Annotated in this window: 15 protein-coding genes; 2 read left to right on the top strand and 13 right to left on the bottom strand. The window is 32.1% G+C overall.

Going from position 1 to position 21,113, the window contains the following annotated elements:
• Nucleotides 1-9: 9 nt before the first annotated feature.
• The 9 genes from ABDZ93_RS03670 to ABDZ93_RS03710 all read right to left on the bottom strand — a co-directional run bounded on the left by ABDZ93_RS03670 (nucleotide 10) and on the right by ABDZ93_RS03710 (nucleotide 11,694).
• A complete protein-coding gene (locus ABDZ93_RS03670; RefSeq protein WP_343823741.1) occupies nucleotides 10-498 on the bottom strand; it encodes a chemotaxis protein CheD in 489 nt (162 codons plus the stop codon).
• A gap of 3 nt (nucleotides 499-501) precedes the next feature.
• A complete protein-coding gene (locus ABDZ93_RS03675; protein ID WP_343823743.1) occupies nucleotides 502-960 on the bottom strand; it encodes a chemotaxis protein CheW in 459 nt (152 codons plus the stop codon).
• 11 nt (nucleotides 961-971) lie between these two features.
• Nucleotides 972-2,735, bottom strand: coding sequence for a flagellar assembly protein A (locus tag ABDZ93_RS03680; RefSeq protein WP_343823744.1), 1,764 nt, complete (start codon nucleotides 2,733-2,735; stop codon nucleotides 972-974).
• A gap of 93 nt (nucleotides 2,736-2,828) precedes the next feature.
• A complete protein-coding gene (locus tag ABDZ93_RS03685; RefSeq protein ID WP_343823746.1) occupies nucleotides 2,829-3,650 on the bottom strand; it encodes an aminotransferase class IV in 822 nt (273 codons plus the stop codon).
• Nucleotides 3,651-3,652: 2 nt separating this feature from the next.
• On the bottom strand, nucleotides 3,653-4,291 hold the full coding sequence (locus ABDZ93_RS03690; protein ID WP_343823748.1) for an HAD-IB family hydrolase: 639 nt from the start codon (nucleotides 4,289-4,291) through the stop codon (nucleotides 3,653-3,655).
• Nucleotides 4,292-4,429: 138 nt separating this feature from the next.
• Complete coding sequence (locus tag ABDZ93_RS03695) at nucleotides 4,430-4,822, bottom strand: DUF1292 domain-containing protein (protein WP_343823750.1); 393 nt, start codon at nucleotides 4,820-4,822, stop codon at nucleotides 4,430-4,432.
• 192 nt (nucleotides 4,823-5,014) lie between these two features.
• On the bottom strand, nucleotides 5,015-8,524 hold the full coding sequence (nifJ, locus tag ABDZ93_RS03700; protein ID WP_343823752.1) for a pyruvate:ferredoxin (flavodoxin) oxidoreductase: 3,510 nt from the start codon (nucleotides 8,522-8,524) through the stop codon (nucleotides 5,015-5,017).
• Nucleotides 8,525-8,746: 222 nt separating this feature from the next.
• Nucleotides 8,747-10,147 (bottom strand): MBL fold metallo-hydrolase RNA specificity domain-containing protein, encoded by a 1,401-nt coding sequence (locus tag ABDZ93_RS03705; RefSeq protein ID WP_343823754.1) that lies wholly within the window; start codon nucleotides 10,145-10,147, stop codon nucleotides 8,747-8,749.
• 473 nt (nucleotides 10,148-10,620) lie between these two features.
• Nucleotides 10,621-11,694 (bottom strand): undecaprenyldiphospho-muramoylpentapeptide beta-N-acetylglucosaminyltransferase, encoded by a 1,074-nt coding sequence (locus tag ABDZ93_RS03710; protein WP_343823756.1) that lies wholly within the window; start codon nucleotides 11,692-11,694, stop codon nucleotides 10,621-10,623.
• A 347-nt stretch (nucleotides 11,695-12,041) separates the two neighbouring features.
• On the opposite strand from ABDZ93_RS03710, the gene ABDZ93_RS03715 reads away from it, so the two are divergent.
• On the top strand, nucleotides 12,042-12,239 hold the full coding sequence (locus ABDZ93_RS03715; protein WP_343823758.1) for an alpha/beta-type small acid-soluble spore protein: 198 nt from the start codon (nucleotides 12,042-12,044) through the stop codon (nucleotides 12,237-12,239).
• Between the two features lie 129 nt (nucleotides 12,240-12,368).
• Nucleotides 12,369-12,560 (top strand): alpha/beta-type small acid-soluble spore protein, encoded by a 192-nt coding sequence (locus ABDZ93_RS03720; RefSeq protein WP_035129176.1) that lies wholly within the window; start codon nucleotides 12,369-12,371, stop codon nucleotides 12,558-12,560.
• 81 nt (nucleotides 12,561-12,641) lie between these two features.
• Here the strand turns inward: ABDZ93_RS03720 and recJ are convergent, their stop codons facing one another.
• The 4 genes from recJ to ABDZ93_RS03740 all read right to left on the bottom strand — a co-directional run bounded on the left by recJ (nucleotide 12,642) and on the right by ABDZ93_RS03740 (nucleotide 20,795).
• Complete coding sequence (recJ, locus tag ABDZ93_RS03725) at nucleotides 12,642-14,384, bottom strand: single-stranded-DNA-specific exonuclease RecJ (RefSeq protein ID WP_425544754.1); 1,743 nt, start codon at nucleotides 14,382-14,384, stop codon at nucleotides 12,642-12,644.
• A 237-nt stretch (nucleotides 14,385-14,621) separates the two neighbouring features.
• On the bottom strand, nucleotides 14,622-15,890 hold the full coding sequence (locus ABDZ93_RS03730) for a M16 family metallopeptidase (RefSeq protein ID WP_343823761.1): 1,269 nt from the start codon (nucleotides 15,888-15,890) through the stop codon (nucleotides 14,622-14,624).
• 22 nt (nucleotides 15,891-15,912) lie between these two features.
• Nucleotides 15,913-18,828, bottom strand: a complete 2,916-nt coding sequence (locus tag ABDZ93_RS03735) for a DNA topoisomerase IV subunit A (RefSeq protein ID WP_343823763.1) — start codon at nucleotides 18,826-18,828, stop codon at nucleotides 15,913-15,915.
• A gap of 11 nt (nucleotides 18,829-18,839) precedes the next feature.
• Nucleotides 18,840-20,795, bottom strand: a complete 1,956-nt coding sequence (locus ABDZ93_RS03740) for a DNA gyrase/topoisomerase IV subunit B (protein ID WP_343823765.1) — start codon at nucleotides 20,793-20,795, stop codon at nucleotides 18,840-18,842.
• Between the last annotated feature and the right edge of the window lie 318 nt (nucleotides 20,796-21,113).

Consider the following 21,113-nt stretch of genomic DNA (forward strand, 5'->3'; position numbering starts at 1 on the left):
CATTAATTTCTATATAATTTTAATCCCTTCTCCTACAGTTTTCACATACAGTTCTCCTGTTACTGTATCAAAGGTTATTGTTCTTCCTTTAGTTCCTCCAATTTCTTCACTATCTATAGGTATTCTTCTAGCCTTTAATATGTCCTTAACTGCCATGCTATTTCTAGCACCTATATCCATATTAACTTTGCTATCTGCAAAGTTAAACATAGATGCCCCCCCTGCAATCTTAGCTCTTAGATCCTTTTCTTTTGCCCCATTTTCTATCATTTCTTTAATTAGAATAGGTATTGCAAGATTCGCAAACTTTATTTCATTTGCAACCTTATTAAATTTTTCACTGTCTGGGAGCATAATATGTGCAAGGCCTCCAACCCCATTTTTTTTGTCTATCATAGCAATGCCAATACAAGAACCTAACCCAATTGTCATAAGTCTATCTGGGCATTTGGCTATTTTATAATCTGCGATGCCTACTCTTATCTCCTTGTATTCCATAGCTTACCTTTCTATCTGCTCCTTTTCATCCTTTGAAAGAAGTTCATTTAAATTTAAAAGCAAAATAATAGTATTTTTATTTTTGTCTTTTATTATCCCTTTAACATATCTTTTAGATATGTTAGAAGATATGTCTGGAGTATCCTCTAAGTCATCCAAGTTCATAGATATAACTTCATTAACAGCCTCTACTATGACTCCTATGGCACCGTCTTCATTTCTAGCAACTACTATTGAGCCATTATTTTCCTTACTTTCTAGATTATATATCCCAAATTTTTTAGCTAAGCTAATTACTGGCAATATTCCATCTTGATAATTTATAACTCCCTCTAAAAAATCCTGTGAATCTGGAATTTTTGTTGGCTCTTCATAGTTTAGAATACGTTCCACCTCTCTAATATCTGCCGCAAAGCACTGCTCTCCTAATCTAAATATAAGTAATTTAAATTCCTCTGCCAATTTTATACCTCCTAAATTTTAAACTTATCAACGATTAAATCTCTATTTTTATCTATATATACATGAACACTTTTGCATGTTTCATCCACTATAGTTTCCATATTTCCAACTATAAACTTAGTATTTAAGTAAGCCATATCACAATAAATATGACCTTCCTTACCCACTATTACCTCCGTCATAACTCCTGAAGGGGAACCTACTACCTTTACCTTAATTTCATTTTCTGCTTTAACTTTTCCCCCTCGAAGCTCACATTGACCTTCTCCTGTAAAATATATACCCTTTTCTGCATAGACATTGGATTTATAAATACCTTTTCCACTTACTGTTATGCTTCCAGAACAGATTACTGTACAATCCTGTATATATCCTATTGTTGCATCGGAGTTAATATCTTTCATAGCTTCTATGGCCTTTATTTTTTCTTCTGCCAAAGTCTTAACCTTAATTAATTCTTCTACACCACTTATTAAAATATAATTTTTATTGGCATATTTAATCTTTAACATTCTAAATAACTCATTGTTATTATCATTAATTTCTACCATTGTACTTAATAATTTATTAATTATCTTAGTTAATAGAGGAAATTTACTCTTTATAACAAGGCTTATAATATCACAATCTTTTATACCAGCCTTTATATCTCCACTTTCCTTAACAGCTATTACAGCTTTATACAAACTATGAAAACTATCAACTATGGCAGATAACTCCTCTAAATACCCCTTAAACTCAGCGAACTCACTTCTAATCTTTATAGTAGATGAAATTGCACTACCAATGATTTGCATATCCCCCTCTGACCAAAGACTACATCTTATGGCATTTCCCTTTATATTTATGGTATTCCCAGATTTAACCTTCATACCTTCTTTAACATCAGCATTAATAATTACATCTCCTATAAAATTAATATCTCCTGTAGTTATATCTACATCACTAAGAACCTCATGAACATTATTAACCTGAAAAATGCATCCCTTTACTTGAGGTTTTCCCTCCATTGTGGACACTATAGTATCCTTATCTTTAAATTTACATCCTGTTTTCACCATCATGTCCTTAACTTTTCTTTTCTTCGGTTGGATAGGTTGAGAAAACAAGTTAATACCTATAGTTCCTTCTTTTCCCACAGTACGTTTTGCAAGAATATCATCTTTTTTCACACTTGTTATACTACCTATAGATTTGAAATCTACATTACCACATTGGTCGCTTTTAAACCCTTTATTGATATTAGTATCAAAATATACTTCTAATATATCATCTATAGGTTCAACAGGTTCCTTTCCCCTAGCAACGATAATATTCTCTATCTTGTCCATATTTCCTAAATCATCTATCATCTTAATATCTATTCCATAAACTATGTTCTTTGCTTTAAGTTCTTTTAATATTTCATCTCTTGTAAATTTAGGTGGAAACTTTTCTCCTTTTACCTTTGAATTTAAGGTAATCATAGATGCTTCTGCTGTATCTTCTAAAGTGTAAATAACTTCCGGACTATAGTTTATTGATATACTAGCTACCATTTTATCTTCGCTAACGTTAATATTTAATTCTCTTGTTGCCTTAGATTCATTAAAAATTATTTCTATTTTACTTTCAGAGCTAACTCTAACCCTTCCTTTTACCTCTTGTTCATCTACTAATAAACTAACGCCCTTACCCTTTACAATCCAAGGACCTTCCGAAATATTTTCTTCATCAGTAATAATTAGTTTGCCATCAAGTACTTTTGCAGTTCCCCTTAATGTCTTATTTTCCACATTATCACCCCTAATATATAATACAGATTATTTCCTTCTAAAATACAAAAACAATACTATAATATATTATCGTATTGTTTTTGACATACTTTACTATTTATCTGTTTTATAATTCTTCAAGTTTATTGCAATTAATTCTTCAAATTTATCTTTTATATCATAAATTTTTTGATAAATTTTATCATACTTTATAATTCCTTCAACTTCATTTATAGGTAGCACCTTAGGAGAAGTTCCAGATATGAATAATCCATCTAAATCTTTAATATGTTCATACTGAATATTTTCTTCTTTTACCTTTAAACCTAACTGTTCACAAGATTTTATTATCTCACTTCTAGTTATTCCTGGAAGCACCCCCTCCACTGGGGCTGTAATTACTTCATCACCCTTAATCATAAATATATTAGATTTACTTCCTTCAGTAATATATCCTTTACTATTCACTAGAATAGCTTCATAACTACTACTAATTGCTATCTTCTCATTAACTTTTTCCCTAAAAGAATTATCTATAACCTTCGCATTAGGATTATGTCTTTCTCCAAAATAAAGAATTGTCTTTACTCCATTACTATACATTTCCTTAGTAGGATAAGAATGCTTTATAAAAAATATAAACAGATTATCATTATTTATTACAAGCTTTAAATTACCATTCTCAACTCTATTTAGAGTTATTAACTTTCCTATGTATTCCTTAATTATATCCATTGATATAAGTTCTTCTTTTTTCTCTAAATTTAATGAATTTTCAAGTCTAGCTAAATGTTCATTTAAAAATAGAGGAGCTCCATCTATAACCCTTATAACTTCATATATGCACTTACCTTCCGCTACATATGTATCCTGAAATTCATCTCTTTCATAAACTTCATCATTTTTTACAAAGTAATCATTTATACAATTCTCCATAATTATCGCCACCTTAAAATCTCTAATTCATGATTTTTTTTATAATTTATTAAATATCCTTTACCCACTAGCTTTAAAAGAGGTAGATCTGAAAGAGAATCAGAAAACATATATGAATTTTTAAAATCCACTTCTATATTATCTTTTTTAAGTTCTTCCATTAATCTTCTTACCTTTTCTTCGCCCTTGCAATTTTCGCCTAAAATTTTAGGATTAAATTTTCCCTCATCAATATGAAACTTAGTTCCTATAACCTTATCTACTTCTTTTATATTATAAAATTCATTAACATAAAACTCAGGAGAGGCAGAAATTAGATATATCTTATAACCTTTTTCCTTAAAATCCTTAATTGCTTTAATTGCATCTTCGTACAATATACCTTCTATCTTTTCCTTATAAAAGCTTTTCACTGAAGCCTTTAAGTCTTCTTCACTGGTTCCTGCTAAAAATCTTAAAAAATTTTCTTTAGTTCTTCCAGCATTATAAAGCCTTATACCATAAAAAATTCCTGTTATTATATGAGATGGTAAATATCTAAGTAATTTCCTATCTTTCTTAAGCATATATTTATATAATTCTATAGAAGTCTCCTTTTTGGTTAATGTATAATCAATATCAAATATAGCTAGTTTTTCCATGTGAAATTGACCTACTTTCGTGTTATTTAAAATTTTTCATTTCTTGGGTAGCTCTGTCATATATCTACTCTATTAAAGAGGAATATGGACAACATAGCACAAAAGCCGCTATATAAATAGCGGCTTTTAGAAATTTAATTAGTTTTCACTATTTTCATTTGCAAGTAATTCTTCGTAATATGCTTTTGCTGCATCATACTCTTCATCTTCTGGTACAACAAGCTCTCCTACTTCATCATCACCAACTACTTTAAATAAGTATATTGAACCATCATCTGGATTTTGTACTAAAGCATATTCATTTTCTTCAAATAAAAATCCATCAACTATTTCACATTGAGTTACATTTCCTTCTTCATCTTCTAACTCAACGAACATTGCTTCGTGTTCTCCGCAACCACATCCACATTCTTCATGGTCATGATCATGGTCGTGCCCTCCACAGCATCCTTCATGACTATCATGGCTATGTCCTCCACAGCAGCCTGTTTCTTTTTTATCTTCATTATGTCCACAACAATTATTTCCCATAATAATAGCCTCCTTAAATAATACTCCTTTTCATTGTACCCTTAATCTGCATATTTTAGAAGTGTTTTTATAATATTTCATATAAAGTTTTTATTTTATCGTCACAATTTTATATAAACAAAAGGGGCTTTCGTAAAATATATCACTAATCTTAGTTTATTTTACGAAAGCTCCCTAAATTATTTAAAACTATTATTGAGCTGCAAGTTTTTTATAACCTTCTAATCTTTCTTTTGCATCTTGTTCAGTCTTAGCAAATAATTCCTCAGCTACTTCTGGGAACATTTTTTGAAGTGATGCATATCTTACTTCGCTTAATAAGAAGTCTCTGAAAGATTCAGTTGGCTCTTTAGAATCTAAGCTAAATGGATTCTTACCTTCCTCTTTAAGAGTTGGATTGAATCTGTATAATCCCCAATATCCGCAAGTAACAGCTTTTTTAGATTCTAATTGAGTATTACCCATTCCACTCTTAATTCCGTGGTTAATACATGGAGCATAAGCTATGATTAAAGATGGACCTGGATATGCCTCTGCTTCTCTTATAGCTTTAAGAGTTTGAGCTTGGTCAGCTCCCATAGCTATTTGAGCAACATATACATAGCCATAGCTCATTGCCATCATTCCAAGGTCTTTCTTCTTAGTTCTCTTACCTGAAGCTGCAAATTTAGCAATTGCTGCAGTTGGAGTAGCTTTAGAAGATTGTCCACCAGTATTAGAGTAAACTTCTGTATCAAATACAAATACATTTACATCTTCTCCTGATGCTAGAACGTGGTCAACACCGCCATATCCAATGTCGTATGCCCAACCGTCTCCACCGAAGATCCATTGAGATCTCTTAACGAAGAAGTCTTTAAATTTATATAACTCTGCCATTGTTTCGCAGCAATCTTTGTTTGCTTCGATTAATGGAAGTACTTTCTTAGTAGCAGCCTTTGAAGCTTCTGCATTATCTTTGTTTTCTAACCATTCATTTAAAGCAGCTTTTAACTCTTCATTAGAAGTTGTTGATACTACTTCTTTTACTAAATCAGTAAGCATTTCTCTTTGGTGATTAGCACCTAAGAACATACCTAAACCAAACTCAGCGTTATCTTCAAATAATGAGTTAGCCCAAGCCGGTCCTTTACCTTCTTGATTCTTAGTGTATGGAGTTGAAGGAGCACTTCCTCCCCAAATTGAAGAACATCCTGTAGCATTAGCTATCATCATTCTGTCTCCAAATAATTGAGTTATAAGCTTAGCATATGGAGTTTCTCCACAACCTGCACAAGCACCTGAGAACTCTAGAAGCGGAGTTTCAAATTGGCTACCTTTAACTGAAGCAACACCTAATGGATTTTCATGTTTCTTCATTTTAACTAAGAATTCCCAACAACCTATTTGATCTTTTTGAGTATCAAGAGGTTTCATAACTAAAGCTTTTTGTTTAGCTGGACAAACTTGTGCGCAGTTTCCACAACCTGTACAATCTTGAGGTGATATAGAAATTGCAAATTTTAATCCTTTAAGTTGTCCACCTTTAGCATCTACAACTTTAATATTTTCTGGTGCATTAGCAAAATCTTCTTCTGTTCCAACAAATGGTCTTATTGTAGCATGTGGACATACATAAGAACATTGGTTACATTGGATACAGTTTTCTGGAATCCACTCTGGTACGTTAACAGCTATTTCTCTTTTTTCATAAGCAGCTGTTCCGTGGTCAAAAGTACCATCTTCTCTTCCTTCAAAAGCACTTACAGGAAGTTTGTCTCCTTCTTGTCTATTCATAACTTCAACAATATTTTTAATGAAGTCAGGAGTTTCCTTCTTGCATTCATTTTTGTCTTGTGCATTTTTCCAAGACTCTGGAACATTAACTTTAACTATAGCATTAACTCCAGCATCTATAGCATCATTATTCATTTTAACAATTTTTTCACCTTTTTTACCATAAGATGTTTGAACAGCATCTTTAAGATATTTAATAGCTTCGTCTACTGGAATGATTTCAGCTAGTTTGAAGAAAGCAGCTTGACAAATCATGTTAATTCTTCCACCAAGACCTATTTCTTGAGCAACCTTTACAGCATTTATTGTGTAGAAGTTTATGTTGTGCTCAGCAATATATCTCTTCATTGTTGCTGGTAAGTGTTCTTCTAAATCTTTTTCATCCCAAATACAGTTTAATAAGAATGTACCACCATCCTTAATTCCAGCTAATACATCATAGCTATTAACATAAGATTGGTTATGACATCCAATGTAGTTAGCTTGGTTGATTAAGTATGGAGATTTAATCTCTTCTTTACCAAATCTTAAGTGAGACATTGTTACTCCACCAGATTTTTTAGAGTCATAAGCAAAATATGCTTGAGCATACATGTCTGTATGGTCTCCTATGATTTTTATAGCACTCTTGTTAGCTCCAACTGTTCCGTCAGATCCTAAGCCCCAGAATTTACACTCTACAGTTCCTTTTGGTGTAGTAGCTATAGTTCTTGTAATATCTAATGATGTATTTGTAACGTCATCAACTATTCCAATAGTAAATCCATTTTTAAGTTCTTCTTCTTTTAAGTGATCAAACACAGTAACTATTTGAGATGGAGTAGTATCTTTTGAACCTAGTCCATATCTTCCACCAATAATAACTGGTCTTTCAACTCTATCATAAAATGCGTTTCTAACGTCTTGATATAATGGCTCACCAGCAGATCCTGGCTCTTTTGTTCTATCTAATACGGCAATCTTTTTAACTGTTGCTGGCATATGTTTAAAGAAGTGTTCTAATGAGAATGGTCTATATAAGTGAACTTTAACTAGTCCAACTTTTTCTCCCTGTGCTGTTAAGTAATCAACTGTTTCTTCAGCAACATCACATACTGAACCCATTGCAACAATTACTCTATCTGCATCTGGTGCTCCGTAGTAATTGAATAGGTGATAATCAGTACCAATTTCTTTATTAATCATTTCCATATATTTTTCTACAACTCCTGGAATTGCATTGTAGAATGGATTTGAAGCTTCTCTAGCTTGGAAGTATATATCTGGGTTTTGAGCTGTTCCTCTAGTTACAGGTTTCTCTGGGTTTAAAGCACTTGCTCTATATGCATCTACTGCATCCCTATTTAAGAATTTTCCTAGAGTTTCATAATCCCAAGTTTGAATTTTTTGTATTTCATGTGATGTTCTAAATCCATCGAAGAAATGTAGGAATGGAACTCTACCTTCAATAGATGCTAAGTGAGCTACTGGAGCAAGGTCCATAACTTCTTGAACGCTATTAGTTGCAAGTAAAGCAAAACCTGTTTGTCTTGTAGCCATAACGTCTTGATGATCTCCAAATATTGATAAAGCTTGAGCAGCTAATGCTCTAGCACTTACATGTAATACACCTGGAAGTAATTCTCCAGCCATCTTGTACATGTTTGGAACCATAAGTAATAATCCTTGTGATGCTGTGAAAGTAGTTGTTAACGCACCTGCTTGTAGTGAACCGTGAACTGCTCCAGCTGCACCTGCCTCTGATTGCATTTCCATTATCTTTAGCTTTTGTCCAAATACATTTTTTCTGTCTTGTGCTGCCCATTCATCACAATGTTCAGCCATTGGTGATGATGGAGTAATTGGGTATATAGCTGCTACATCAGTATATGCATAGGCTACGTGAGCTGCGGCGGTGTTACCGTCCATAGTTTTCATTTTTCTCATTGTAAGCAACCCTCTTTCTTCTATAAATATTTTATTAGCAAACTCATAATCTTATTTTTTCTTTGTGAAAATGCTATCATGAATTCACTTATATTTAGCTATTACTTTAAGACATATTAATACCAAGCTTGGCTTGGTAATCTTTAACATGGTCTTACATTTAAATTATACCTCAATTTTGTCAAAATTCAACCCTTAAAATCAACAGGCTTTGTTAACTTTTTAATTAATTTTTAAGGCAAATTCATCCAAAAAATCCGGTGTAATCACCGAATAATTTTCGCTTTTTAATTTGTTTGTGAAGGATTCAAGATTCCTTCCTTCACCATGAACTAGAAATATTTTTTTAGGTTTTTCCTTCATACTGTTTACCCAGTTGTATAATCCTACCTTATCTGCATGACCTGATAATCCATCCATATAATAGATTTTTCCTTTAATCTCTATAGTTTCACCATTAAGCTTAATTCTTTTATTTCCTTTTAATAATTTACTCCCAATACTCTTGTTTCCTTGATAAGATGTAATTAATATTCCACACTCTGGCCTAGGAAGATTATTTCTTAAATGCTTAGCTATTCTTCCTCCATCATAAACTCCTCCAGCTACAATAATTATAGATTTTGATTTAACTTCATAAACCTTCTTTGCATCATCACTATTTTCTATAAAATGTAGTCCTTTGAAGTTCATAGGATCATCACCTTTTTTTATAAGATCCTTCGCTTCCTTATCAAAGTATTCTTCATATTTTCTAAATATTTTGGTAATTTCTGATGCTAAGGGGCTATCTACATAGACATTACAATCTTTCACCTGTCCACTTTCTATAAAGCTATTTAACATGTATATAATCTCCTGGGTTCTTCCTAGTGAAAAACAGGGGATTATTAAATTCCCATTACAATCCATGATATCCTTTACAATTTCTAGGAGTTTTGAATAATTATCTTTTTCTTCATGCATTTTATCTCCATAAGTACTTTCAACAATTAAAAAATCTCCATGGAGTTCCTTTGATGGATTATTTAAAATATCTCTATTAATATTTCCTATATCTCCAGTATATATCAATTTAGTCCAACTTTCACCACAATTTTTGATTAAAATTTCACATATCGCGGAACCTAATATGTGCCCAGCATCTCTAAAAATAACTTTTATATCCTCTTCCAAAAGAATTTCCTCATTATATCCATAGGTATAAAAATTTTTTAGAGCTAATTCCACATCCTCTTCATCATATAAAGGAGTTAGAGCTTTAACCCCCTTACCATGTCTAGAAAGATTTTCAAAATAAGTTTCCTCCTGTTGAATCCTAGCAGCATCCTTCAATAAATACCCGCATAAATCCTTAGTAGGCTCAGTACAAATAACCTTCCCTTGAAATCCTAACTTAAACAAAAGCGGTATTCTTCCACTATGGTCCACATGACTATGAGATAACACAATATAATCAACTTCCTTAGGATCTACATTCAATATATCATTACTATAAGTCTTTAAATCATTACTTTGAAATAATCCACAATCTAAAAGTATTTTTTTATCATTAACAGTAAGCAAATGACTTGAACCTGTAACACACCTAGTAGCTCCCAAAAACTTTAACTTTATCTCCATCAACACTTCTCCTATCTTTCTTTAGTTTAATTACTATTATTCACTAATACCACAGGTTTATGTATGAACTATTTATATATTTAAATTTTTACCTATTTCCATATATAAAAATACCCCTATATAACTATTTATATAGGGAAAATTTTCTATATTTAACTATAAAACTATTTAACTAGTTAAATAGTTGTTGCCATAGTGCGGGTTTCAGGTATTTTCTATGTATATACTATAATAATTTTTATAAATGTAGAGCATGTACTTTAATATTATTGTTAGCGAACGCCATTTGTAGGAGCCTTAGATTTACTTAGGATTTATGAATGGTAAAATCGTAAGCAACACAACTTGTTTGAGTGCATACGAGTTGTTGTGTTGTAGATTTTAACTTGAATAAATCCTTTTAGTAAATCAATGCTTCGAAACGGCTGAGCGATAATAATATAAGTACATGCTCTACATTAATTTTATTATTCTTATTTTCTTTTACAGCTTTCTATTAAGTCTATTATTTTTACAAGGCTGTCCCTTTGTTTGCTTTTACTCATATTTTTTATATATGTTTCTTTATTTCTATCAACATCTTCAATAGCTTCTAAAAGAGTCAGTGCATTTAAGTTTTCTTCTTCAATAACTTTACTGTAGCCAGATTTATTAAATGACTTAGCGTTTAATATTTGATCTCCTCTACTTGCCTTAGCTGATAGTGGTATTAAAATATTAGGTTTCTTTAAAGCTAAAAGTTCAAATATAGTATTAGATCCAGCTCTAGAAATTACTATGTCTGCTAATTGCATTAAATCTGATAACTGTTCCTTAATATATTCAAACTGAGCATATCCCTCAACTACATTAAAGCTTTTATCTAAATTACCTTTTCCACATAGATGTATTACATTGAAAGTTTTAAGTATGTCCTGTAGTGCTTCTCTAACACATTCATTTATAATTCTTGAACCTAAACTACCTCCAGTAACTAAAATCACCGGCTTATCATCTTTGAAGTTGCAAAATTCTTTAGCCTTTATTTTACTACCTTTAAATAGTTCACTTCTAATTGGTGAACCTGTAAGTACAGCTTTCTTTTTATTAACATGCTCCATAGCCTCTTCAAAGGTAACACAAATCTTTGTTGAATAAGGCATGGATATTTTATTTGCTAGACCTGGTGTAATATCTGATTCATGTATTATAACTGGTATTTTATTAAAATATGCTCCTAACACCACTGGAACCGATACAAATCCGCCCTTTGAAAAAACTATGTCCGGTTTTTCTTTTTTTATAATTGACTTCGCTTCAAAAACCCCTTTAATCACCTTAAAAGGATCTGTAAAATTCTTTACATCAAAATATCTTCTTAACTTACCACTAGATATACTATGATATTTTATTTTTTCTGCTTCTATAAGTTTTCTTTCTATACCATGTTCAGTACCTATGTACTGAATTTCATATCCAAGCTCCTTAAGCTTGGGCATAAGTGCGATATTTGGAGTTACATGTCCAGCTGTTCCTCCACCAGTCATAATGATTTTTTTGTTACTCAATTTAAAAGTCCTCCTAAAATTAACATAGTAAAAGCATTAATTTCTTTGAAATATTTCAAAGAAAAATATCTAAGCCTTAGCTAAGTATATGTATACTCACTAAAGCTAAAAATAATGTTATTACTATATAACTTTTTTATATTATATTAGATATATTATGCTCCTTATTAAGTTATGCCACATATGAAGATAAATGTAAATATAAAATGAGAAATTTATATAAAAACAAATAATATACAATAAAAGGTAATTACTCATAATCTTTCATATGTTGCCACCCATTCTCTTAAATAATCTTCTTATATCCGGGTACAATACTATTATCAAAGAAAAGGAGGTGAAATTACATGGCAAATAATAATTCTAATCAACCAGCAGTACCTCAAGCTAAAGAAGGTTTAAACAAATTCAAAATGGAAGCTGCTCAAGAAGTAGGAGTTAATCTTAAAGAAGGATATAATGGAGACCTAACTTCTAGAGAAGCTGGATCAGTTGGTGGTCAAATGGTTAAAAAAATGGTTGAAGCTTACGAAAGAAATCTATAATTAAACATTTGTAAGTAGCATGTTGGTAAATTTATTATTTAAGAAGTTAGCAAAATTTGTTTAAATAATAAGAGTTTTACATTAATATGTTTGTTGACTTCTACTAATTTATTGGAGGAGGAATATAAAATGACAAGCAAAAGTAGATTATTAGTACCAGAAGCTAAAGCAGGTTTAGACAGATTTAAGATGGAGGCAGCTCAAGAAGTTGGAGTTAACCTAAAAGAAGGATATAACGGTGATTTAACTTCTAGAGAAGCTGGATCAATCGGCGGACAAATGGTTAAAAAAATGGTTGAAGCTTACGAAAGAAATTTATAGGATATATTAATATCTAAATAAATTATTTAATAGTAAGTAAACCCAAAAATAGGAGATGCACCTTATAGGTGCATCTCCTTATTAATTTAATTTTATATCTTTAAGTTTTAACTGTACACTTCTTCTTCCCATATATTCATTTATATCTGGCTGAAATAATATGTTCAAAAATAGACCCTTTGGTCTTATATATCCATTTCCAATATCTCCATATTCATCGCCATAGACATCTTTTAGAATTTCAATAACTTCATCTCTTTTATTGAAATATAGCCCATCTATCATGTTATTAGTAGCATCCTTATTAAATCTAAACTTAACATGTTGGTATTCACTGCCTAAAAATCTTATATCTGCAACTAAAACTCTATTTGCTTGAAGAATTGGTGTTGGATTTCCCTTTCCAAAAGGCTCTAATAATTTAAATTCTTGCACAACCTGTTCTGTTACATAGCTTAACTTTATCGGAGAATCTACTTTCATTTTTGAAGCTAAGTCCTCCTCACTTAAATTACAGTTTTCATTTAATAGCTGTCTAAACTTTGAAATATTTTTTTCTTCAATGGAAAGTCCTGCCGCCATTGGATGTCCACCAAACTTACTTAAAACGTCTTTACACCTTAGCATTTCTTCAAACATATTATATTCTTCAATGGACCTACCTGAGCCCTTTGGCATTTCTTTTCCCTTGGTTAAAATAAAGGTTGGCTTCCCATACTTTTCTTTAATTCTTCCTGCCACGATTCCTGCAATACTCTCATGTATATGCTGGTTATATACTACAAGCACTCTATCATTCACTAAGGAAGATCCTTCTATATCAGCGCAAACTTGTTCTACACTTTCTGTGGTAAGGTCTTGTCTTTCTTTATTAAGATTAAATACCTTTGTAGCTATGTCCACAGCTTGACCCATATCTTCACAAAGCAGTAAATCTAAAGAAAGCTGAGCTGTTTCTAACCTTCCTGTAGCATTGATACAAGGTCCAATGTTAAAACCCACATTGTAGCAAGTTACCTCATCTTTTATATCAATTATATGTTTTAAAGCCTTTAATCCTAAATTTTTTGTGTTAGAAAGTATCTTTAGCCCTCCCTTGGCAATGATTCTATTTTCATCCATCAAGTCTACCACGTCACATATAGTACCAATGGCAGCTAACTCTAGAAGATCATCAGTATTCTTATTTCCCATATTCATGGCTCCATATAAAGCTAAAGAAAACTTATAAGCCACGCCAGCTCCACATAAAAGCTTAAAAGGATAATTACAATCCTCCTGCTTAGGATTTATAAGGGCATCACTACTTGGAACTACCACCCTTCTTTCTCCATCTATCTCCTCAAAGGGAAGCTCATGGTGATCTGTAATAATCACCTTTAATCCAAGTTCCTTAGCTCTTCTCACCTCTTCTATAGCCGAAATCCCATTATCACAACTTATTATAAGGTCAAAACCTTCCTCCGCTATAGTCTCTATTCTAGAAACGCTCATACCATAGCCTTCATTTTCCCTGTGAGGTATATAATAATCTACTATTCCACCACAGTTCTTTATGGCCTTATAAAGAATAGCAGTACTAGTAACACCGTCTGCATCATAATCTCCATAGACAATTATTTTTTCTTTATTATTTATAGCATCTACCATAATCTCTATAGCCTTATCCATATCCTTCATAAGATAAGGATTATGCATCTTCTTCAAAGAAGAATTTAAAAACTCCTCCACCTTATCCTTAGTATCTATTCCTCTATTCATAAGTACCCTAAGAGTAATAGGAGTAACTTTTATATAGCTAAGTAACTCCTTTAAAACCTCCATAGAGCACTGACTCTCTTTCCAAACAGTCTTCACCAAATCACCTTACCTTTACTCTACCGTCAATTCTATTTTAGCTTTTCTCCTATCATATCATATTTTTAATAAAAAATAAGGTTGTCTAAAAATAATTCGCCTATCTTTATAAAATGTGAGCTTGCGCCGTAATATTATTATAATACAGGGCAAACTCAACATTAATTCAAGATTCAACTTATTTTGAGACAACCTCTTTCCTATTTAGTTTCTTATGATTCCCAGGGTTTCATTGATAAATACTTTATTTATGACACTAAGCATTTCTTCTTCTGTGCAATTACTTAGGCTATAAAACTCATTTAAAAGTAAGTCTCCACCACTGTGCATTATTTCATAGACAGTTAGGTGCATGGATAAAACTATGGATTTCTCAATAGCTAACATCCTCTTTAGATTTTGACTTTTTATATATTTTCTAAAGAAGTCTTCAGTGAATATACCCTTTGAAGCTTTTACCCTACTAATATTTTCTTTAATTATCGCCCTAACTAAATCAATATTTCCCTTAGAAGTGGATAAAGTTATGGTATACAGTTTTATGCCCTTCTCTCCCTTAACATTCCCTTGAATATCATAGACTAACCCTCTCTTAGTTCTGATTTCATCATATAACAAGGAGCTAGTGCCCCCTACAAAATATTCATTAAATAATTGAAGTAAGGTGACTTCCCTTTCACTTAGACTATGAATTGGAAATATATATTGGAGCTTACATCCATTTATCGATAGATTCTCTTCTATAAACGTACCCTCTTTTGGATTCTCATAAAGAGAAAAAGCCTCTACTTCCAGACCTTTAGCCATTGGAACTATTTCACTGGTTTTATCTCTTAAATAAGTTTTTGCTCTTTTCATGGATTTTATTTCACCTTCAATAATTTCAAGAATTTCATCTACTCCTAAAGATGTTACTACAGAAATTACACAATTATCTAGAGCATAAAACTTCTCATGATACTCCCTAATATGGTCTAAGGTTAGAGTCTTTATAGTGTCTTCTCTACCTATGATTAACTCCTTTATTCTTCTTTTTTCAAAGCTTTCGTAGAATAAAAAGTCTTCACAGTGTTGAACTACATCATCACTCCACTCCTTAAGCTCTTCTAGGATAACTGCCATTTCTTCCTTAAAGCCTTCTTCTCTAAAAGCTGGATTAAAAACTATATCAAAATATATACTAAAAGCATTTTTAAAATCTTCCTTTAAGGAACTTCCATAGTAAACCACATAGGGATAATTAGTCATAGCATTATGAAACCCTAGATACTCATTGCATAGCTCATTAATTTCCTTCTCACTTTTACTGCGAGTGCCCTTAAATACCATGTGCTCTACAGCATGGGCAATACCCATGCTATTAGAATTTTCACTATTAGCTCCAGCTTCAAGACCTATGGTAAAAGAAGTTATATTCCCTGGAACTCTTTCATAGAGCAACTTAACTCCATGTTTTAAAATTACCTTATCCATGTTTTTCCCCACTTTACTTCTACTACTTAACTAGCTCTACCTGCTGAATAAAGTCATCATCCATAAATACAATTACATTTTTACCTCTACCAGCTCTATTTTGAATTGGTAGGGCTCCTAATTCCACTATCTTCTCTTGCCTATTATTTGTAGTTATTTTAAGATTTTCTTCAAATAAGTCTACACATAACTCATTATTTTTATTTGAAATTGCACCACTTCTTGCCTTTGCAAAAATAACTTTGTCATCATCCTTTAAACTAATCCCCATAACTCCACTGGCATTTTTACCCATAATATTTATGGTTTCTAAATCAAATTTTAGGCACATACCCTTTCTTGTAAAGAGTAATCCTTCACCTTCTTCAGCTTCAAGCTCCACTTTAATCAGCTTATCATCTGGAGTTTTAAATTTATATCCGGAGCTATGAGTATAATCACCTAAGAATTCTTCTATACTAGTTTTCTTTACTACACCCTTTTCTGTAAAGAAGTAAAAACTTTCTTTAGAACTTGATTTCATATCCACAGATATTATTGCAATTACTTGATCCTTAGAATTATAAACTTCAAATAGTTTTTCCAGTTCAATACCCTTTTTATCTATGTTTTGTATCATTAAGGCTGATATTTTAAATAGATCTCCATGAGCTGTAAATAGGAATAACTCACTACTAGAGTTTGATGTAGTGATAACTGGCTCTCCGCTTTTTCTACTAGAAGTTTTTAAAAGTCCTTTTTTATTAACAGTTATATAGAATTCTTTATAGTTAAATTCATTTACATAGTTACACTGAGTTATACTGTCTCCATCTGTTAAACTAATTATAGATTTTCCAACTATACCTCTATCCACTGGCTCTACCTTAGGTTCCTCTACTATGAAGTTTAATCCCTTGTCCGTAGTTAGATCTATAAATCTTTCTTCTCTATCTTTCTCTACTAACTCAGCACTTATTAATTCTTCATCCTTTTTAAGTTTAATACCTTGAAGCCTTGAATTATTAGTAATAAACTTGCTTAGTTCAGTTTTCTTAATAAAGCCTCTAGATGTTATAAGAATCACATCCTTAGAAAGGGAAAAATCACTTACTACGAAGGCATTAACTATAACTTCTTTATCTAAGTCTAGAGTTCTAATAAATCCTTGAATTCTCTCACCCTTATCTCTCCACTTAAACTCGATTAAATTTCCAACTTTACATTGATACATATTTCCTTGGTTAGTGAAAATGCATAGGGAATCTCTAGTATTACATTCAAAAAAGAATCTATTAAAGTCTCCCTCTCTATACTCTATATCCTCAGTATTTTGTGTAGTTCTAATAAAGGATTTTAAAGAAGTTCTCTTAATATATCCATCATTAGACATGGTTACTACCACATCTTCCTCTACTATAAGTTCTTCTAGCTCAATTTTAGCGTCACTATCGTCCTCTAAAATAGTAGTCCTTCTTGGATCATCATAGTTTTCCTTAACCTCTAAAAGCTCCTTTTTAATAACATTAATAAGTTCCTTTTCACTACCTAATACCTTTTTAAGGCCCTTAATTTTAGCCTCTAATTCTTTATGTTCCTTTTGGAATATCTTAATTTCAAGACCTGTAAGTCTATAAAGCATCAGCTCTAAAATAGCTTCTGATTGAGGATAAGTAAAGCCAAATTGACTTACTAAATTTTCTCCTGCATCCTTTTTAGATTTAGATGCCCTAATAGTCTTAATTATCGCATCCATGATTCCAATGGCTTTAATAAAGCCCTCTACAATGTGGAATCTCTTTTCTGCTATTTCTAGCTCTCTTCTTGTTCTTCTTGTAACAACTTCCTTTTGATGTTCTATATAGTATTTAATTATGGTTTTAAGGCCCATTGTTCTTGGCTTTCCACCAGCTAGAGCCACCATATTAAAGGATATATTACATTGAAGCTCCGTTCTCTTAAATAGATATTTAAGTACTCTATCTGCAGTTTCCTCTGCAGTATTCTTCTTAAATTCTATAACGGCTCTAATACCATTTCTATCGGATTCATCTCTAATATCTGCAATGGATTCTACAGCCTTACTATGCTTTTTATCCCCTGTTAAATCAGAAATGCCTTGAAGAAGCTTAGCCTTATTTTTTCTATAAGGAAACTCTGTAATAACAAGACCAAGTCTACCATTTTCCAAGGTTTCAAAATGAGTTTTGGCTCTTAATACCACTTTCCCTTCTCCAGTTTCATAGGCAGAAACTAAAGAATCCTTTCCCATTAGAATTCCACCAGTAGGTAAATCAGGTCCCTTTATATATTCCATAAGTTCTCTAGTGGTAATATCCTCATTATCTGCATAGGCAATGGCTCCATCAATAACCTCACCTAAATTATGCGGTGGAATATTTGTAGCTAAACCTACAGCTATACCAAAGGCTCCATTAACTAAAAGGTTTGGATATTTAGCTGGTAATACCCTTGGCTCCTTTTCACTGTCAGAATAGTTATCCATCATATCTACTACATCTTTATCTATATCCTTAAGCATCTCCATGGCAATAGGGGCAAGCCTCGCCTCAGTATAACGCATAGCAGCTGCACTATCTCCATCTATAGAACCCCAGTTTCCATGACCATCTATAAGGGGTTTTCTAGTACTAAAATCTTGAGCTAAAATAACCATAGCATCATAAACTGAAGAATCCCCATGGGGATGATATTTACCTAAAATATCTCCAACTATTCTAGCAGATTTATAGTAAGGCTTATCTGGGAAAGCCTTTAACACATATGCTCCATATAAAATTCTTCTATGAACAGGCTTTAATCCATCTCTTACATCTGGAAGAGCTCTATCCTTTGATACTTCTACAGCATAAGGGAGATAGTTCTCTGGCATAGCCTCATCTATAGAAACATCTATAATATTATTATCTACTGGAATTGCTTCCTTTTTCTTTGCCATAGTAACACCTCCTAAAATTCACCGTGATTGTACATGTAATTTCTTCTTGGCTCTACCACATCTCCCATGAATAGAGATACCATCTTTTCTGCCTTGGCGGCATCCTCAATGGTTACCCTTTGAAGAGTTCTAGTAGCTGGATTTAATGTAGTATCCCAAAGTTGGTCTGCATTCATCTCTCCTAGACCTTTATATCTTTGAATCAAAGCACCCTTACCAATTTCTTTCTTAGCCTTTTCTAGTTCTTCACCATTATAAACGTACTTGCTAACCTCACCATTTTTAGTGGTTTTATAAACCTTATAAAGAGGTGGTAAAGCAATAAATAAATTTCCATTTTGAATAAGTTGTCTCATATATCTATAAACATAAGTCATCCAAAGGGTTCTGATATGATATCCATCCACATCGGCATCACTTAGTATAATTATTTTTCCATACTTTAATTCTTCTGCTTTAAAGTTTTCCAAAACTCCAGTTCCTATGGCAGTATTAAAAATTCTAAGCTCTTCACTAGCAAGAACATTTTCTAGTTTTTGCTTTTCCGTATTCATAATCTTACCCTTAGAAGGCATTATGGTTTGGAACCGTCTATCCCTTGCTTGTTTTGCAGAACCTCCCGCTGAATCTCCCTCCACTACTATAAATTCAGTGTATTCTCTGTCTTTTAAAGTACAGACAGCTATTTTTCCTGCTAGTGGTGCAGTTCCATTTCCTATCTTTTTCTTCTCTGCTTCATTAATTTTTTTAATTTTTTCTCTTCTAGCTGCAGCTGAAATTGCATTATTAATAACTACTGTAGCTAGTTCTTTATTATCTTCTATCCATTCTCCTAGCTTAGTATAGGCAAGCTCATTCATTACAGAATATGCCTCTACATTTCCTAGCTTAGTTTTAGTTTGACCTTCAAAGACCGGATTTGTAATTCTTACCTTTACAATGGCAGTCATACCTTCTCTAATATCGTCTCCTTCAAAATCTTTATCCTTTTCCTTTAAAAGATTTAACTTTCTACTACCTTCCTTAAAGGCTCTAGTCATCCCTGTCTTAAATCCTGTTTCATGGGTACCAGCTTCCTTAGTAGGAATATTATTTACATAACTAGCAATATATTCTGTAGTGGAGTCTGTAAACTGTATGCATATTTCTCCTGATACCATAAGTCCATTAATTTCTCTTTCTCCTTGAAAAATTATTGGCTCCTTGTGAAGCACAGTTTTGCTTTCATTTAAATAATCTATAAAGTCTAAAAGACCTCTTTCAGAATGATATACCTTTTCTTCTACTTCATCCTTCCTACCATCTCTAAGAATTAATGTAATTCCTTTGTTTTGGAAGGAAAGTTCCTTTAATCTCTCATCAATTATTTCAAACCTATAATCTACATTCCCAAAAATCCCGTTATCCGCTAAAAAGGTTACTTTAGTTCCAGTTTCATTAGATTTTCCTATTACTTTCAAAGGTGTAGCTGGAGTTCCCGGCATGTCCCTTTTGAGTTCTTTGTCGTATCCATAATGAAATTTCTGTAAATAAATATTCCCCTTTTGTTTAACTTCTACATCTAACCACTTAGACAGCGCATTTACAACAGCAGCTCCAACTCCATGAAGTCCTCCTGAGGTCTTGTAGTTATTATTGTTAAATTTTCCTCCTGTGTGAAGTTCTGTATAAACCATCTCCACTCCAGATTTATTCTTAACAGGATGTATACCTGTAGGTATTCCTCTTCCATTATCTTCAATAGTAACAGTTTTATCTTTATTTAAAGTAACTATTACTTTATCTCCAAATCCATTGGCAACTTCATCAATAGAGTTATCTAGTATTTCCCATATGCAATGATGTAAACCTTTAGTCCCTGTTGATCCAATGTACATTCCAGGCCTAACTCTTACTGGCTCTAATTTCTCGAGAGATGTGAGATCTGTAACTTCATAAGTACCTCTATTATTCTCTTTTTCTGCCATGTTATCCCTCCTTAAAAGTTGAGTTACATTTGTTATTGTATAACTTTATTCCTAAGTAGTAAAGTTTTTTCTTGAAATTGTAAAACAAACGTTCTTATTTTATCTTTAATAAAGATTTATTTCCTACAATTTTTATAATATAATTAAACCTTTATACAAAAAAGCTTACAATTACTGTTCTAGTAGGTTTTTCGTAAAATATATAACTAATCTTATATAGAACGGTTAGCATGTGCTTTAATATTATAAGTACATCCTCAACGTTCATTTAGATTAGTTTATTTTACGAAAGTCCCATAAACATTAATTATAAGCTTT

The sequence above is a fragment of the Clostridium subterminale genome (genome assembly GCF_039521425.1).
Lineage (GTDB): Bacteria > Bacillota > Clostridia > Clostridiales > Clostridiaceae > Clostridium_J > Clostridium_J subterminale.

Coding starts and splice junctions, on each gene's coding strand:
- ABDZ93_RS03670 (WP_343823741.1), bottom strand. CDS start 498: ATGGAATACAAGGAGATAAGAGTAGGCATCGCAGATTATAAAATAGCC.
- ABDZ93_RS03685 (WP_343823746.1), bottom strand. CDS start 3,650: ATGGAGAATTGTATAAATGATTACTTTGTAAAAAATGATGAAGTTTAT.
- ABDZ93_RS03690 (WP_343823748.1), bottom strand. CDS start 4,291: ATGGAAAAACTAGCTATATTTGATATTGATTATACATTAACCAAAAAG.
- ABDZ93_RS03695 (WP_343823750.1), bottom strand. CDS start 4,822: ATGGGAAATAATTGTTGTGGACATAATGAAGATAAAAAAGAAACAGGC.
- nifJ (WP_343823752.1), bottom strand. CDS start 8,524: ATGAGAAAAATGAAAACTATGGACGGTAACACCGCCGCAGCTCACGTA.
- ABDZ93_RS03705 (WP_343823754.1), bottom strand. CDS start 10,147: ATGGAGATAAAGTTAAAGTTTTTGGGAGCTACTAGGTGTGTTACAGGT.
- ABDZ93_RS03715 (WP_343823758.1), top strand. CDS start 12,042: ATGGCAAATAATAATTCTAATCAACCAGCAGTACCTCAAGCTAAAGAA.
- ABDZ93_RS03720 (WP_035129176.1), top strand. CDS start 12,369: ATGACAAGCAAAAGTAGATTATTAGTACCAGAAGCTAAAGCAGGTTTA.
- recJ (WP_425544754.1), bottom strand. CDS start 14,384: ATGGAGGTTTTAAAGGAGTTACTTAGCTATATAAAAGTTACTCCTATT.
- ABDZ93_RS03730 (WP_343823761.1), bottom strand. CDS start 15,890: ATGGATAAGGTAATTTTAAAACATGGAGTTAAGTTGCTCTATGAAAGA.
- ABDZ93_RS03735 (WP_343823763.1), bottom strand. CDS start 18,828: ATGGCAAAGAAAAAGGAAGCAATTCCAGTAGATAATAATATTATAGAT.
- ABDZ93_RS03740 (WP_343823765.1), bottom strand. CDS start 20,795: ATGGCAGAAAAAGAGAATAATAGAGGTACTTATGAAGTTACAGATCTC.